Raw genomic sequence first — 15,840 nt, 5'->3', positions numbered from 1 at the left:
GGAGGGGCGGGTCATGGCGGCGCAGGATTACGACAGTCAGTTGCTGGAGTCGGTGGCGGTGCGGCGCCGGCGGTTGCGTGATGCCTTGCTTCATGGTGCGCGGCGCAGTCGTCGTACCACCGATGAGAATCTCGGGAAGGCGTTCGCCGGGGTCGCTCTGGCTGCCGTGTTGTGTGCGGGGTGTGTCGGGTGGTCCTTCGTGTCGGGGAAGTTGGGGGAGCGGGGGAACGCGGGGCCGGGGCCTGGGGTGCGGACCGCGCCCACGAGCGTCAACGGGACCTCGCGATGATAGGTTTGTTCGAGTGCTGAGTGTGAGGGTGGCGTCACAGCGGGTGGAGCTGAGCCGGGTCACGTTGGTCGGAGACCGGCGGCGAGTCGATCTGGTTCTGCCTGCCGATGAGCCGATCGGGCGTCTGCTTCCCGATATTCTGCGGCTGCTCGACGACCATACGGCGGCGCAGCCGATGCTTCGGCACCTCGTCGCTGCCGATGGGACGCTGCTCTCGCAGGACGATTCCCTCGCTTCCGCGGGGGTTGCCGACGGTGCTGTGCTGCGGCTGGTGCGGGAGCGGGATACGCCCGCCGCTCCCGTCGTACACGACGTCAGCGACGAAGTCGCCGAGGATCTGGATCTGCGGGCCTGGCGCTGGGGAGACGCCGCGCGAAGGTGGACCGCGGCTGCGACCGGTGTCGGGCTCGTGGTGGCTGCCGGGGTGATGGCCCGGGGGAGTCTTGGGGCCTCCGATGTCGCCGTGCCTCTGTTGGGCGTTGCTGTCCTGCTGTCCGCCCTCGGGGTTCCCTTCGCCCGGCTGCGGAAGCACGCGCACCGTGAGCTTGGTTCCACCCTGATGGTCTGCGGGGGCGCGCTCGGGGTGTTGGGTGCGTGGACCGTCGCCGATGCACAGGGGTGGGACGGTCCGGCGCGGCTCGCCGGTGTGGGGGGTGCCTTCGTCGTCACGCTCGTGCTGCTCGGGGTCTTCTCGGCTGTGGGGCGCGGGGGACTCGTCGGAGCGGGTGCCGTCGTCTCGACTGTGGGGGCGTGGGAACTCGCCGCCGCCGTGCAGGACGACGTCGGCCTCGTCGGTGCCGTGCTTGCCGTCGTGTCCGTGGTCGTGCTCGGGGTGTTGCCCCGACTCGCCTTGACGGGGGCCGGGTTGACCGCGCTGGACGACCGGCGCTCCGGTGGGACGTCCGTGAGCCGGCATGCGGTGGAGACCGCGTTGGCAGCGACGCACCGAGGGCTTGTGCTGGCGACCTTCGTCACCGCCGCCTCCGCCGTCGGCGCTGGGCTGCTCGCCGTCACCGAACCTTCGCCGTGGACCGTGCTGCTGACCGCGGTGCTTGCAGTGGTGCTGCTCTCCCGGTCCCGGGCCTATCCGCTCGTCGCCGAGGTCGTGGTGCTGCTCGCGGGGGCCGTCGTGCTGTTCGTACGGCTGGTGCTGCTCTGGATCGATCACGTCGAGGGGGAGCCCTACGGGCCGTTGGCCGTGCTCGCGGTGGCCGCCGTGCTGCCGCTTGGTGCGCTGGCCGTTCGGCCGCCGGAGCACGTACGGGTCCGGCTCCGCCGCGGCGCGGACCTCGTCGAGGCGGTTGGTGTCGTCGCGCTGTTCCCGCTCGTGGTCGGGGCGTTCGGGGTGTACGGCCGACTTCTCGATGTCTTCTGAGCCTGTTCCTGTTGTGGTCCGGTCGTTGAGTGAGCGCAAGCGATGTGAAGGGGAGTGTCATGGCTGGCGGTGACTGGCAGGGCGACCTGCTCCGTCAGCTGCGGGGCGACGGTGTCGAGGCTGCTCCTGGGCCCGTTCCCGTGTCCGAGTCAGCTTCTGTTTCCGTGCCGGGGCAGAGCATCCCAACGACGTCCGAGTCCCTTTCCGTGCCGGGGCAGGTCGTCCGCATGGCGTCCGACTCCGAGCCCGTTGGCTCGCCTATGCCGGGCCCCGGGCCCGCCGCTGGACTGGTTCCAGGCGCCGAGGCCGTTCCCGGCCGCGGGTCCGCCGCTGGCCCCGTTCCCAACGCTGAGGCCGTTCCCGGCTGCGGGTCCGCCGCTGGCCCCGTTCCCAACGCTGAGGCCGTTCCCGGCCCCAGGCCCGCCGCTGGCCCCGTTCCCGGGCCCGAGGGCATTCCCCCACCGGCTCTGGCCTCGGAGCACATACCCGCCGCCCCGCGTCCGCTCCCTTCCCCCATGCCCGTCCCGGCCGTCGACCCCGACCTCCTTCCCGCCCACCGCCGCTCCCGCTCCGGTGACTCCCTCGTCCGCCGCGCCCGTCGCTCGCTGCGGCAGCTCCTCCTCTCCTCCACCTCCCGCGACGTGGCAGAAGCCACCCGCATCGCCCAGGCGTTGCAGCAGCCGGTCACCACCGGCCGCCAGATCTCGGTCACCAGCATCCGCGGCGGCGCCGGGAAGACCACTGTCGCCGCGCTGCTCAACCTCACCTACGCGCACTACCGGCAGGACCCCGTCCTTGCCCTCGAAGCCGATCCCGCGCTCGGTACGCTCCCGATCCGGCTCGCCGCGCCCGCCGTCCGCTGGACCTGCACGGACCTGGCCCAGGTCATCTCGCCCTCGATGCAGTTCGCGGAGATCACCGGCTACCTCGTCCAGGTGGAGGAGGGCGGCTGGTTGCTGCCCGGCAGTCAGGGGCGGGTCGGCACCCGCCTCGAACTGCCCTCGTACCGTGCGGTGATGATGGCGCTGCGCCGGTACTTCGGGATCACCGTGGTGGACTGCGAGACGCTGCCGAACCCCCTGGCCCGTACCGCGTTGGCCGCGGCGCACGCACGGGTGCTCGTGGCGCCCGCCACCATGGAGGGCGTGGCCAGTACGCGTGCGGTGCTGGAGTGGATGGCCGACGTGCCCCGCCCGCGGCTGCTTCCCGCCACCGTGGTCGCGCTGACGAAGTCGTCTCCCGACATGACGATCGACATGGCCGCCGCCTCCGCCTATCTGGGAGCGGCCGGGGCCCGGGTCGTGACGATCCCCTACGACCGGCATCTGGCGGCGGGCGGGCCGATCCGTACCGCGGCGCTCGGGCAGGAGACCCGGCTGGCCGCCGGGCAGCTCGCCGCCGAACTCCTTGACCGTGCCCTGCGAAAGCAGCGATGACGACCCGAGCGATACGACGATGACGACCCATTTGATACACCGGCCCGCGCGCAGCACCCGCCCGCTGCTCCCTCCAGAGCCTCGCGCGATCGAGCCGCCGCCGAACCTCCCTGAGGGCCGGACCGGCGGCGTCGCCATGGCCCTGATGCCGATCGTCGGAGTGATGAGTTCGGTCGTCATGATGACCGTGCTGCGCAGCGGCCAGTTCGCGGCCATCGGCGCGATCGTCCTCGTCGTCACCGTCCTCGGTTCCGTCGCGCTGCTGCTCTCACAGCGGGGCAAGGCCCAGCGCACCCGCCGTCGGCAGCGCGAGCGCTACCTGGAGTACGTGGAGGAGCAGCGCGAGGAGCTCGGAGCCCAGGAACGGGAGCGCCGTGCGGCCGCTCGCGTCCTCGATCCACCGCCGCAGGCCCTGTACGACATCGTGTCCGATCCGGCCCGGTTGTGGGAGCGGCGCCGGGCTGACGGCGACTTCCTGCGGGTGCGGATCGGCACCGGTGAGATGCCGGTCCGCACCCTGACCGTGTCCCAGCAGGGCAGCAGCGTCCTCACGCCGCCCGACCGGTTCATGCTGAACGAGGCCCGTGCGCTGATCGGCCGATTCGGCACCGCCGCCGACCTGCCCCTGACCGTGCCCCTGGACCGGGTGGGCAACGTCAGCATCGTCGGCGAGCGGGACGCCGTGCTGCGGGTGGCGCGGGCGATTCTCGTCCAGACCGCCGTCTTCCACGCCCCGGACGACGTCGGCATCGCGCTCGCCGCGCCCGGCCCTGCGCTGGGGGAGTGGGAATGGACGAAGTGGCTGCCGCACGTCTGCGACCCCGAGGAGCGGGACGGGCCCGTGGCCGCCCGCCGCATCGCCCCCGATCTGCCGCAGCTCGCCCGGTTGCTGAGCTGGAACCTGCGGCAGCGTGCCGGTTACGCCGCGGAGATACGGCGCGGCCTGTCCGGCCGGGACGCGCTGGTGATGGCGAGTCGACTGCTCGTCGTCGACGACTGCTACGGCCAGGACGCCCGCGAAATGCCCCGCCCTGACGAGGCCGTCTCCCTGCCCGACATGGGGGTGACCGTGCTGCACCTGGTGGCGGCGCGGCTGGCCGAACCCGGACAGGTGTCGGTCCGTATCACCGTCGAGGGCGACCAGGTCGTGGTCGAGGACCTGCGCGGCACGCAGCCGGTCTCCGCACACGGCACGGTGGACCAGATCGCGGTCGCCGGGGCGGAGGGCCTGGCCCGAATGCTCGCCCCACTGCGCCTGTCCGCCGAGTCCCTGGTGGACGCCCCGCTGTCCGGTCCGGTGGACTTCGCCGAACTGCTGGGCATCGAGGACCCCGCCGCGATCGACATCGACCGGCTGTGGGCATCGCGCGGCGAACGTGCCTTCCTCCGCGTGCCGATCGGAATCAGTGACGGGCACGAGCCGGTGCTGCTGGACCTCAAGGAGTCCGCCGAGCTGGGCATGGGACCGCACGGCCTGTGCGTCGGCGCCACCGGCTCGGGCAAGAGCGAGCTGCTGCGCACCCTGGTCCTCGCGCTGGTCGCAACCCACCCCCCGGAGGATCTGGCGCTGGTCCTGGTCGACTACAAGGGCGGCGCGACCTTCGCCCCCTTCCAGGGACTGCCGCACGTGGCCGGGGTGATCACCAATCTGGAGAACCAGGCCGGGCTGATCGAGCGCGTGCACGCCAGCCTCGCCGGCGAGGTCAAGCGCCGCCAGCAGGTGCTCAAGGACGCGGGCAACGTCGCCGATATCGCCGGATACGCCGCGCTGCGCCAGACGCGGCCGGAGCTGGAGCCGCTGCCGCACCTGTTCGTCGTGATCGACGAGTTCGGCGAGCTCCTCACCGCGAAGCCCGACTTCATCGACCTGTTCCTGTCCATCGGCCGGATCGGCCGGAGCATCGGCGTCCATCTGCTGCTGTCCAGCCAGCGTATCGAGGGCGGCAGGCTCAAGGGCCTGGACACCTACCTCTCCTACCGGCTGGGCCTGCGCACCTTCTCCGCCGACGAGAGCCGTACCGTCCTGGACACCACCGACGCCTTCCATCTGCCGCCGCTGCCCGGCTTCGGATACCTCAAGGTCGATACCAGCGCCTACGAACGCTTCAAGGCCAGCTACGTCTCAGGGCCATACCGGGGCCCCGCGCGGCGGCAGACCGGCGACAAGGGCCCGGTGGCGCTCCCGTACCCCGCCTACAACACCCTCGGCTCGCCGGAAGCGGGCGAGAGCGACAGCGAGCCGGCCATGCGACACCGCACCCCCGGCCCCACCGTCCTGTCCGTCATGGTCGACCGGCTCCGGGCCGCGGCCGCGCCGGTGCGCCGGATCTGGCTGCCTCCGCTGCCCGAGGCCCTCACTCTGGACAGGGTCGGCGGCGCCGTCTACGTCGATGAGCGCGGCATGGGCTTCGAGCGCCGCCACGGCGTCATGCGGGTGCCGCTGGGGCTGTTGGACGACCCGGTCCGCCAGTGGCAAGGCCCGTGGATCCTCGACCTCACCGTCGCCGGCGGCCACGCGGCCGTCATCGGCGGCCCCCAGTCCGGCAAGACCACGCTGCTGCGCACGCTTGCTCTGTCGCTGGCGATGACGCACACCCCGCGCGAGGTCGGCATCTACGGACTGGACCTGGTCGGCGGCGGACTCCAGGCCCTCACCGCGCTCCCGCACGTCGGCGGGATCGCGGGCCGCGCCGACCGCGAGCGGGCCGCGCGCACCGTCGAGGAGGTGCACGGCATGCTTGCCGCCCGCGAGGAGATCTTCCGCGAGCTGGGTATCGACTCCATCGAACGGCTCCGGGACCTGCGGGCCGCGGGCAAGGTACCGGAGCTGCCCTCGACCGAGATCGTGCTGCTCATCGACGGCTTCGGCGCGCTGCGCGACGACTTCGAGGCGCTCGACGACGCGATGGGCGACCTCCTCCGGCGCGGCGGCGGATACGGCATCCACGTTGTAGCTGGCATGCTGCGCTGGAACGACGTACGCATCGCCCAACAGTCGACCTTCGGCACCCAGATAGAGCTGCGACTCAACGACCCCGGCGACAGCAGCATCGACCGAAAGCTCGCCCAGACCCTCACCCCCGACGACACCGGCCGCGCCCTGACCGACGGAAAGCTCTTTGCCCAGGTCGCCCTACCCTGCATCGACGGGATCCCCGAGACGGCCGACCTGGGCTCGGCCGTCGAGCAGGCCGCCAGGACGATCCGGGCGGCCTGGCCGGGCGACCTCGCCCAGCAGGTCCGCGTCCTGCCCGCCCGCATCCCTGCCGCATCCCTGCCCTCGATCGCCGCCGAGCCGCTACGGGTACCCATCGGCCTCGACCAGAACGCGCTGGACCCGGTGCCGCTCGACCTGTTCGAACACGACCAGCACCTGCTCATCCTCGGCGACAGCGAGTGCGGCAAGACCAACCTCCTGCGCCTGATCGCCCAGGGTCTGACCGAGCGATACTCGGCCGACGAACTCGTCTTCGGCATCATGGACCCGCGGCGCGGCCTGCGTGACGTCGTGCCCGAGCCCTACCGGGGCGGCTACGCCCACAACGCCAGGCTCGCCGGGGCGCTGGCCACCGGCATCGCCGCCGAGCTGGGCAAGCGCATGCCGGACGAGGCAACCGACCCCCTGCTGCTGGAACCGGGCAGCTGGGGCTCGGGCCCGCGCATCGTGATCCTCATCGACGACTACGACGTGCTGACCACAGCCGGCCAGCAGCCGCTGGCGCCTTTCCTCCCCTACGTGCCGTCCGCCCCCGACATCGGGCTGCACTATGTCATCGCCCGCCGCGTCGCCGGATCCTCACGCGCGCTCTACGAGCCGTTCCTGACGACCCTGCGCGAAAGCGGCACCTCCGCGCTCGTCATGACAGGCGACCGCTCGGAGGGCCAGCTCTTCCCCCGGGTGTACGCCTCAGCCCAGCCACCCGGCCGAGGCACCCTGATCCGTCGCGGCCAACCCAACCGACTGATCCAGACCGCGACGGCGGAGAAGGCCGAGTGACGTCACCATGACGAAGGACGTGATCGTTCTCACCAAGCGGATGCCGGACCCCTGGATCATCCTGGCCGGGCTGCTCGCCGGAGGCCCGGACCTGCACGTACAGCGCGCGGGCGACGACGCCGTCATCCAGCTCTGCGACGAGCAGGGGCGGCCGCTGCTGTCGGTCGAGACCCCGTTCCTGGCACGGGTGCCCGGCGAGGCCGCCCGGCTGCTCGGTCCCGAAGCGCCCGCCCAGGACGGCCCCGTGTGGTGGACCGAGGCCCGCGCGTCCACCGCCGTCAAGGAAGCCGAACAGCTCGCTGGAGTCTTCGCCGGACGCCTCGCGCACCTCCTGGGGGGCACCGTCTGGCCACCGGACGCGGTCCCGGCAACGGGCGTCGGAGCCCCCGTCCCCACGGCGGGCATCACCGCGGCCCCCGCACCCGCCGCCGCACAGCCCGCCGTCGACGTGCTGACCGACCGCGTCGCGGTCGCCATCCAGGACCGGCCCGTCATCGCCATGACCACCTGGCTCTCCGACGCCCTGGCCGCGGCCCTCGCCAGCGACCGTGGACTGCAGATCGTCACCCCCAGCCACGCCCGGCTCACCCTGCCCACCAGGTCACTGCTCACGGGGACGCCGTCCCGCTGGGTGGTCCAGGACGGCACGGGCGGCTACTACGACGGACTGTCGGGCGCCGTACTGCACTGGCGCGACGGCGCCTTCACCCCCGTGGACGCACCCGACGACGCGCCGGAGGACGGAACCCCCGTAGCCAAGACCTTCACGGAGTTCGCGACCACAGGGGAGCGCCAACTCCTGCTCTCTCTCCGCGCCCGCCACCCGGCCGAACACCAACTCGTACTCGGCGGCGCCCTGGAGACGGCGTTGCGGACCCTGACCGGCGCTCCGCCCGCCGGTTGGGGCACGGCCGAACCCACCTCCCTCCCCTGGTCCCGCCGTCAGCTCACCGACTTCGCCCACACCAGGTCACCCGACCCCACCTGGACGGTCGTCGTCGGCGCCCCCGACTCCCGGCCCGCCATCGCCACCCTCACCGTCTCGCGCACCACGGGCGGCGTGGAGGAGAACATGACCCTGGCCGTCGGCTACAACCAGGACGAGACCCCGCCCCTGGACGAGCTCCCCACCCTCACCGACCGCCTCATACGCGAAGACCGCCTGGTATCGATGCTCGCCCAGGTGCGCTCCGCCCGCCGGGACCTGACCGCCCCCGCACACTTCGAGCCGCCACCGATCCCCGTCGCCTTCGCCTTGGGCCCCGAGGACGCCCACGACATCGGCCCCACCCACGCCCGCCACACACCACTGCCCACCAGGCCCATCGAACTCGGCCCCCCGGCACGCCCCGGCTTCTACTACCAGCTCGGCGACGGCACCTCAGGCACCGCCTGGACCGCCTTGGAACAGCTCGTGCGGCACCTCCGCGCGCAGTGACAGGCCCAGCGGTGCTCCCGCGGCAAGGAATGTAGCGCGGGCGGCTGCGGTACCGAGGATCACCGAGACCCAGGCCCGTCGCGCCCGCGCGGAGGTCGTCGCCAGAAGTCCTGGTGGCCGCATGTCCCACGACGAGATCGCTCGCCTCGTCCGCTCCATCACCGAAGGGTTGTTGGTGGTCGGAGATCGCGGCGCGCAGTTCCCAGGATACCCGGGCCGGGCGGGTACTGGTTGCCCTTCCCGTCCCGCGGACGGCGGCCTCGCGGATCTCCTCGGGCCCGTCGGTGTCGGGAACGCCCTGGCCCAGGTTGATCGCGCCTGTCGCGGTCGCCAGCGCCGACATCTCCGCGAAGATCGTCGCCCCGAGGTCCGTCCAGCCTTCGGTTCAGCAGCGGCCTGGCGTTCATGTCTCTACCGTTCTCACTCAGGTGCTCGTCGATTCTCCGGGGACCATCCGGGCTCATGGCCGGTCGTGGCCTCGCGCGGTGTAGGGGCCATCGAGGGCTGAGGCGGGTGTACGCGCTCTTCGCCGGGCTCTGCCTCCTGCTTCAGAAGAATGCCGGCCTTTGCCGAGATGTCGCGCAGGAGCGCGTCCTTGAGGTCGTGCAGGGTCGCGCTCTCGGAGACCAGTTGCCTTGCCATGGCGTGCAGCGGGCCGGTCAGGGTGTGGAAGTCGCCGCGGGTGGTTGAGTCGGGCCAGACGATGCTCAGGCGCGACAGGGCGCGTGCGGAGATCTCCCGGGCGTTTCGGCCCTGAGCCACCTGCGCGACGCCGTTGCTCCGACTCCTCAGCTCGTGGAGCAGCCACCAGCCGTCCTTCTCGTCCGCAGGTCGCACCGCCACGACACCTCTGGTGGGTGACGCCGGGCGTTGCGTCACGGCGATGTGCGCGCCGTCGGGGCGGGTGCTCAACATGAAGGTGCCGGGAGGCCACGCTTCTGCGGCATCCGCGGGGCTGCTCAGGCGGAACCTCTCCACGTAGGGCACCAGGAGGTCGAAGAGATCGGTCGGGGTGATCGCGTCGGCGCCGGGTCCTTTCTTTCCACGCGGGAGCGAGCGCGCGGAACCTTTGCCCGTTTTCGCCTTGGCGACTTCGCCGAGCAGTCGTGTTTCCCAGACCGGACTCGCGGTGGACCAGTCGTCGTGGATCGCGTCGGCCAGCTCCACTGCCTTTCGCGCGGCCTCCTGGTGGAGGTCGATCTTTTCCTCGATGAGACTGAAGGCCGTGTGGTACTTGGTGATGGTGTCCGGCGGCGGAAGCGGGAAGGGCATGCGACGGAGCGTGTCGAGGCTCACCGTGGGCTCGACGTGTGCCGTGACGTCCTCGTCTATCCGTGCCTTCGCTGTGGGCGTCTGCAGCCAGATACGAAGCCACCTCACGACGTGCGGGTCCGCGCGGATGATGCCGATCGACCTGGTCGCGGTCCAACCCTCGTGCTCGGCGGTGACGAAGGCGGCGTCGCCAGTCCGCCTGACGAGCACGACGGCCAGGTCGCCCTCCTTGAGGGTTGCCCGGTTGGGGCGCGAGTCCCCCGGCGCGAGCTTGCCGGTCTGCGATGAATGAATCTTCCCGTCCCTGACGTAGGTCGAGCTGACGATGCCTGTCTGATCGGGAGCGTTGTCTTCGAGGACGCCGGAGGTGGTGTACATGGACCCCTTCGGGAACTCGGCGATGGTGGTCCTCTGCCACCCCGCGGTACTGGAGCCGTCCTGGTGGGCCGTCGTGTCCATCAGATCTCCTCCAGGGCGTCCAGCAGCCGCGCTTCGAGGGCATGGGCTTGGTTGAGCTTCTCGACCAGCTCAAGCTTGAGTTGGTCGATCCGGCTCCGTGTGTCGCGTTCGGGACCTGGCGGCTCCACGGCGTACGAGGTGGGCATGAGGTCGTGCTTGCGGCGGGTGATTTCCTCGGTCGAGCAGCTTCGGGACCAGCCCGGCTCATCGCGGTAGGACGTGGTGGTCGCGCGGTTCTCCGCGATGCCCCGCCAGGTCGCCAGGGTGGTGAGGATCGACTCAGCGTGTCTGTTTCCCAGCCTCCGTGCCCTCGACCCCGGGACGGGTTCGAAGGCCCGCCGCGCGTTGATGAACAGCACTTGATCGCGGCGGTCGACGCTGCCCCAGCCGGGGCGTGCGCTCTTGTCCCTGTTCAGCACCCACAGGCAGGCGGTGGCCTCGGTATGGCCGAACACACGGGGCGGCAGCGCGATCACGCACTCGACGAGGTCGGCTCGCAGCAGCCGTTCGCGCAGTCTCCGTGTGGCGGGCTGAGGGCTCTTGGCCACGCTGTCGGCCATCAGAAAGGCTGCTCGGCCCTGCGGAGCCAGGGCGTGGGCGATGTGCAGGATCCACGCGGAGTTGGCGGATCCCCTGGGCGGAGGTTCCTCCGGCCACCGGGGGTCGGCGGGGATGTGCCGATTCTGCTGGGTGAGCTGGCGCTCCCGTGCCCAGTCGTGCTGGTTGAAGGGAAGGTTGGCCAGGACGATGTCGTGCCGATCGGGCTCCGGTGTGACAAGACTGTCCCCCGGCGGGAAGACACGGGCCTCGATGCCCCGCACGGCGAAGTTCATGCGGGCGACCTGCGAGGTATGGGCGTGGTGATCCCTTCCCTGCAAGGACATGGCCGGGTTCAGCCCGACGCGTTCCCTGACGTAGCGGTGACTCTCGACCAACAGCCCACCTGAACCGCATACGGGGTCCAGCACGCTGTGACCGTCCTGAGGCGATACGGCGCCGACCATGAGACGGGCCATGTCGCCGGGCGTGAAGTAGTGGCTTCCGCGTGCCTGCTCGGCCGAGAGGTCACGCAGGCACTGGTCGAGTAGCGTCCCGACCTGTTGGACGGAGCTGATCGCCAAGATGAGACCACGTAGCGCGTCGTCGGTGCCGCGAGGCGGAACGGGCATCAAGTCCCTCACACCCGTGTCGTCGCCTCTGGCGTCGGTCGCGGGGAGCCAGTGGGCAAGGCACGTGCTCACGGAAGGTCCGATCTGCGACCCACTCTCAGCAGCCTCTCTCAGCAGCCACGACCACGTGGGAACACCGGCCCTGACGGTGTGCGCGACCCGGCTCAGGTAGAGCAGCCCGAGGACGAGCCGGGCCGCGTCGTGGGCGTTCATCAGACGTGAAAGACGTGCGCGGTGTTGGCGCACCTCCGCGAAGGCCCTGAACGCGGCGGGGTCCTCGTCACGTGTACCCCCTCGAAGGGTTTCGACGTCGCTCATGAGCCCACCACGCCCAGGCAGACCATGACCCCGAGAACGAGCGTCAGGGCACCGGCGAAGGTCGTCACCCCGGTCCTGAAGGCCACCGTGGGTCGCCCTCCCTCCACGACGGCTACGAGGCTGCCGGCGAGAGCGGCAACCAGCGCTACGAGGACCGCGATGATCACGTACATCGACTTCTGCTGCACGTGCTTCCTTCCTGAGATCAGGGGGATCTCCAAGAGCGCGAGCGAGTCACGCGATCCCCGGCGTCAGGAAGGACAGTAGAAGAGCGGGCCTACGCGACGCTCGGTGCACGGTGTTTGGGATTTCCCTAGGCGCGCGGACGAAGGTGACGGGTCGAAATCGAGTGCACGCTCTTTGGGATCTATGGGAGTGAGCCCGCTAGGCAGCGCGATCGGGCTCCGTGCCGTCAATGGAATGGTGAGGCGAAAAGCCTTGACCCTCCCACTGTGACCTGAGGTGACGTTGTCGGTGCGTCTTCCGAAGACGCGGGTCGGTTGATGTCGGTCCTCGGAACTACCGCGCCACGTAAGTCGCTGATCTCCTCCTCATGGGGGATGGGTGAGGGGCTGTGCCGCGTGCACGGAGAGGGCGGCCCCCTTCCCGGTTCCGCCAACTGGCCACCGTGACTCCTGGAGCCAGGGGGCTGCGCTGGTGGAGCACATGCGGTCGATTGTCGACCTGATGCGGGGGACGGGGCTGTCGGAGGAAGCCGTTGCCAGGGTGTCGCGATTATGGGGGAAGTCCGCAGCGCGGAACGGGGGACGGACCCACCTGCGTCGCGCGGTGAGCGTCGCTTCCCATATGTCCGTCAACTGCTCACACAGTCGCGCCCGCACTCGTCCGTGACGTGCGAGTAGTTCGCCGACACCGAGCTGTCCGTGTGTCCCATGCGTTCGTGCATCGGCACCTTGGGGGTACCCAGCTCCTCCATCAGGGTCTTGTGCCCATGCCGCAGGCCGTGCCGCGTCAGTCCATCCTTGATCGGCACCCAGCACGCTTCCGTCCCGCCCCTCGGCATTCAGACCCCGTACCGGCAGCCCTGACCACGGGGCAGCCGACACAGGCACCGGCCGCCGTGGATACGGAGCCTTCGGCGGGTATCAGCCCGACGCGGCGGGTTCGAAGAACCACGCGGAGAAGCCGGACCGGCGCCAGTGCACGCCGTCTCCGGTCGTCCCGGTCCGCCGAACGAAACCCAGCTCGGCGACGACCTTCTCCACCCGCACCCTCGTGCCCTCCGACACTTTCTCCGGCCGGTTCAGCACATTCGACACCGTGCCCGCAGACACCCCAGCGCCCTTGGCCACGTCCACCAGCGTCGGCCCCTTCCGCCGAGCCCCGCCGCCGACCGGGCCACGCCCACGGAACACATACCGGCGCTGGTGACAAGCGCACGGAAAGGGCTCTCAGCCCCTGCCAGGTGGTTTGCCGCTAGGCGCGTCAGCCACTCCGGCGCGCCGATGTTGCAGTACGAATCGTCCTTCGGCGGGCAGCGCAGCAGCTCGCCCGATTTCGAGTTCGTGCAGCTGGTGCTCGACTCGAAAGGACCCAACCGCACTAAGACCGTGTCCTATGTGGTGAGGCGGACGAGTCGCTTGTAGCAGCAGATTGCGGCGGCAAGTCCGAGGAATGCCAGGTAGTTGCGGGGATCGCGTTCGTAGCGGGGCGAGAGTCGGCGGTAGCCGGTCAGCCACGACATGGTGCGCTCGATCACCCACCTGCGGCGGCCGAGGCGTTCGCTGGACTCGATGCCCTTGCGTGCAATGCGGACGCCGATGCGCTTGCCGCGGAGCCTTTTCCGCAGATGGGGAACGTCGTATGCCTTGTCCGCGTGCAGGCGCTGGGGTTTGAAGTGGCGGCCGCGGTGGGGGTCGTGTCTCGTTTGGTGACCGGTCACCAAGGGCTTCGCTGTCGTGGGTGTTGGCGGCGGAGATGCCGACGACGAGGGGCAGCCCGTTCTGGTCCGACAGGACGTGCATCTTGGAACCCGGCTTGCCCCGGTCCACGGGCGACGGGCCTGTGAGTTCGCCCCCTTTTTCGCCCGTACATGGGCGGAGTCCAGGACGACGCGGGTCACGTCGATCAGACCCGCGTCGTCGAGCCGGTGCAGGACCGCCTCGTGCAGCCTTCCCCCACACGCCGGCGCGCGACCAGATCAGGAACCGGCGATGGGCGGTCGACTTCGATATGCCGAAGCACGGCGGCAGAGTCCGCCAGGCACAGCCGCTGACCAGCACGTAGATGATCGCGGCGAACACCGTCTCGTCAGGCGTGTCCTGCGTCCCACCGCCCTGTGGCCGGACCTTCGACGGTGGGATCAGCGGCTTCGCGATCTCCCACAGTCCATCCGGCACGATCCAGTCCCACGTACCCCGCCCCATGACCGGTCAACGCCCGCCTCACCACATAGGACACGGTCTTAGTAGAACGCCTGCCGGTGCACTTGGAAGTCCCCATGGACCGCGAGCGTGAGCCGGTGGCGCAGATCAGCACGACGGAGCTGCGGCGGCTGCGGTCACCCACCCAATGGACCTGGCCGCCGGGCTTGCCGTGCTCATCGCCGACGACGGCCTGGCTGTCTTCCGGCCCGACGGGGTGCACGCCGCGGGGGATACCGGCATGACGATCGCCGTGCTGCCCAATGCACCGGACCACATACTGGCCACACTCTTCGCCTGCAATCGATCACGCCCATTGACGCCCGTTCCGTGTGGCACTTGACGTCCGCGGCGAACGGCGTCGTAAAGGGCCTCACGACATTTCAGAAGCGAGAGTTTCTAAAAGTGGAGCGTAAGAGGAGATTTGGCGCACGGCTGGGGGTCAAGGGGTCGCAGGTTCAAATCCTGTCGTCCCGACGGTGTTAACGCAGGTCAGGGGCCCATCTCCTTCATGGCGATGGGCCCCTGACTCATGTTGAGGTCCTTCTGGGAGAGAACTGGGAGACGATCTTGATGCGGCCCTTCTAGGCCGCCTCGTGCTCCCGCAGCAGCTGCTCCAGTACCGGCACCGCGGAAGTCCGGCACAGGGCCAGGCGTGCGCTCAGCGCGGCCTCCCACTGCTGCGTCAGTTGCTCGCGCAGCCTCGCCCGCATCTCCGGGGTCACGTGTGAGTAGTTCGCTGACACCGAGCTGTCCGTGTGTCCCATGCGCTCGTCCATCAGCACCTTGGGCGTACCGAGCTCCTCCATCAGCGTCTTGTGCCCGTGCCGCGAAGGCCCCGTATGGCCGGTCACGTCACTGCTCGCAACAACCGGCGCCTGAGATGAGTGGGCAGGTGCTGCTCGGCGGCGGCACGGTGGGCGCGCCAGGCGATGCATCGCCCGGTCAGCGCCCGCGAACAGGTCGCGGGCCGCCCCTGAGGCACTCGCATCCACCGTGCGCAGCGCGCAGGCGACGGCGGCCAAGGCCTCCTGCTCGACCTCGGCCCGCTCCAGATGGGCGGGGCGCGCCAGCATCCGGCGGAGCACCGGCACGGTCATCGCGACGGCCACCGTGTCCCACGGCGCGCCGAGGTGCTGGGCGCGACGGATCACCTCAGGCCGGGTCTCATCCCGCAGCGCCGGCGCGGTGGCGGGGTGGGCGAGGCGGATGCGGATCTGGTCAACGGGCAGGACGGGGTGCTCCGGGTCCTTTGCAGACCAGGCGCGCGGGAAGCGTCAGCGGCTCGGCCGTGGCCACTAGCGCGAGGAAGGACTCCTCCAGCGCCCGCAGGGGGAATGGCTCTGGCCGCACGTGCGGGTCGGGCGGTGGGCGGGACGGTGGGAGTGATGCATGGCGCTGCTCCTTGCGGGGTGCGGTGGACAACGTGCAGACCATGACCAAGCAGCCGTCGTGAGGCCGGAGGCGTTTGACCGCTCCCACGAGCACGCCGTAGTTGGTGCTGTCGAAGAACTCCACGCCTTCCATATCGATGATGAGGTGCTGGTGCCCGGGGCTGATCAGCTCGACGAGTACCTCCCGCAGTTCCGGTGCGGCATAGACGTCGAAGTCACCGGTCAGCGTGACCGTGGTGACCCCGCTGGAGACGTGCTCGTGGGCGATGCTCACAGACATTGCTTCCCCCGTGCGGAGTGAGGGCGGCC

At 70.2% G+C, this 15,840-nt stretch carries 14 protein-coding genes and 2 pseudogenes; 6 read left to right on the top strand and 10 right to left on the bottom strand.

Translation table 11 applies throughout. From position 1 onward, the window contains the following. The first annotated feature begins 13 nt into the window (after positions 1-13). The 5 genes from CD790_RS36015 (at position 14) to CD790_RS21065 (ending at position 8,535) form a co-directional block, all read left to right on the top strand. Positions 14-289 carry a hypothetical protein gene (locus CD790_RS36015; RefSeq protein WP_260867748.1) on the top strand — a complete coding sequence of 92 codons (276 nt, stop codon included), beginning with the start codon at positions 14-16 and terminating at the stop codon, positions 287-289. 43 nt (positions 290-332) lie between these two features. Further along, positions 333-1,664 (top strand): type VII secretion integral membrane protein EccD, encoded by a 1,332-nt coding sequence (gene eccD / locus CD790_RS21080; protein ID WP_260867747.1) that lies wholly within the window; start codon positions 333-335, stop codon positions 1,662-1,664. A 515-nt stretch (positions 1,665-2,179) separates the two neighbouring features. Then, entirely contained in the window at positions 2,180-3,100 is a 921-nt protein-coding gene (locus CD790_RS21075) for a type VII secretion protein (protein ID WP_260867746.1), read from the top strand. A 19-nt stretch (positions 3,101-3,119) separates the two neighbouring features. Further along, the gene (eccCa, locus tag CD790_RS21070; RefSeq protein WP_144384871.1) at positions 3,120-7,097 is read left to right on the top strand and encodes a type VII secretion protein EccCa; all 3,978 of its coding nucleotides are present in this window, start codon (positions 3,120-3,122) and stop codon (positions 7,095-7,097) included. A 7-nt stretch (positions 7,098-7,104) separates the two neighbouring features. Next, positions 7,105-8,535: a DUF6177 family protein gene (locus CD790_RS21065; protein ID WP_144384870.1), complete on the top strand. Its 1,431-nt coding sequence runs from the start codon at positions 7,105-7,107 to the stop codon at positions 8,533-8,535. Between the two features lie 165 nt (positions 8,536-8,700). Here CD790_RS21065 and CD790_RS36010 read toward each other — a convergent pair. The 8 genes and pseudogenes from CD790_RS36010 to CD790_RS36930 all read right to left on the bottom strand — a co-directional run. After that, a pseudogene (locus tag CD790_RS36010) lies at positions 8,701-8,942 on the bottom strand (aminotransferase); the annotation flags it as partial. 13 nt (positions 8,943-8,955) lie between these two features. Further along, the gene (locus CD790_RS21055; RefSeq protein ID WP_144384869.1) at positions 8,956-10,266 is read right to left on the bottom strand and encodes a hypothetical protein; all 1,311 of its coding nucleotides are present in this window, start codon (positions 10,264-10,266) and stop codon (positions 8,956-8,958) included. Then, entirely contained in the window at positions 10,266-11,387 is a 1,122-nt protein-coding gene (locus CD790_RS21050; RefSeq protein WP_260867745.1) for an SAM-dependent methyltransferase, read from the bottom strand. The genes CD790_RS21055 and CD790_RS21050 overlap by 1 nt, the downstream gene beginning before the upstream one ends. 362 nt (positions 11,388-11,749) lie before the next feature. Continuing rightward, complete coding sequence (locus CD790_RS21045) at positions 11,750-11,941, bottom strand: hypothetical protein (protein WP_144384867.1); 192 nt, start codon at positions 11,939-11,941, stop codon at positions 11,750-11,752. A gap of 626 nt (positions 11,942-12,567) precedes the next feature. Beyond that, on the bottom strand, positions 12,568-12,747 hold the full coding sequence (locus tag CD790_RS34745) for a hypothetical protein (RefSeq protein ID WP_186319177.1): 180 nt from the start codon (positions 12,745-12,747) through the stop codon (positions 12,568-12,570). 112 nt (positions 12,748-12,859) lie between these two features. Next, positions 12,860-13,072: a LacI family DNA-binding transcriptional regulator gene (locus tag CD790_RS34740; RefSeq protein WP_186319176.1), complete on the bottom strand. Its 213-nt coding sequence runs from the start codon at positions 13,070-13,072 to the stop codon at positions 12,860-12,862. A gap of 257 nt (positions 13,073-13,329) precedes the next feature. Next, on the bottom strand, positions 13,330-13,836 hold the full coding sequence (locus CD790_RS36935; RefSeq protein ID WP_399217959.1) for a transposase: 507 nt from the start codon (positions 13,834-13,836) through the stop codon (positions 13,330-13,332). Between the two features lie 109 nt (positions 13,837-13,945). Continuing rightward, positions 13,946-14,140: pseudogene (locus CD790_RS36930) on the bottom strand (transposase); the annotation flags it as partial. A 145-nt stretch (positions 14,141-14,285) separates the two neighbouring features. Here CD790_RS36930 and CD790_RS21030 point away from each other — a divergent pair. Further along, the gene (locus CD790_RS21030) at positions 14,286-14,480 is read left to right on the top strand and encodes a hypothetical protein (RefSeq protein ID WP_144384866.1); all 195 of its coding nucleotides are present in this window, start codon (positions 14,286-14,288) and stop codon (positions 14,478-14,480) included. A 241-nt stretch (positions 14,481-14,721) separates the two neighbouring features. Here the strand turns inward: CD790_RS21030 and CD790_RS36925 are convergent, their stop codons facing one another. Both CD790_RS36925 and CD790_RS36000 read right to left on the bottom strand, forming a co-directional pair. Continuing rightward, positions 14,722-15,291 (bottom strand): hypothetical protein, encoded by a 570-nt coding sequence (locus tag CD790_RS36925; RefSeq protein WP_399217957.1) that lies wholly within the window; start codon positions 15,289-15,291, stop codon positions 14,722-14,724. Between the two features lie 67 nt (positions 15,292-15,358). Next, complete coding sequence (locus CD790_RS36000) at positions 15,359-15,805, bottom strand: STAS domain-containing protein (RefSeq protein ID WP_260867744.1); 447 nt, start codon at positions 15,803-15,805, stop codon at positions 15,359-15,361. Positions 15,806-15,840: the final 35 nt, after the last annotated feature.

This window comes from Streptomyces sp. SAJ15 (assembly GCF_007595705.1).
In the GTDB taxonomy this organism is placed as follows: domain Bacteria; phylum Actinomycetota; class Actinomycetes; order Streptomycetales; family Streptomycetaceae; genus Streptomyces.
The sequence above is the reverse complement of the archived record's forward strand: the minus strand, read 5'-3'. Positions and strand labels throughout refer to the sequence as shown.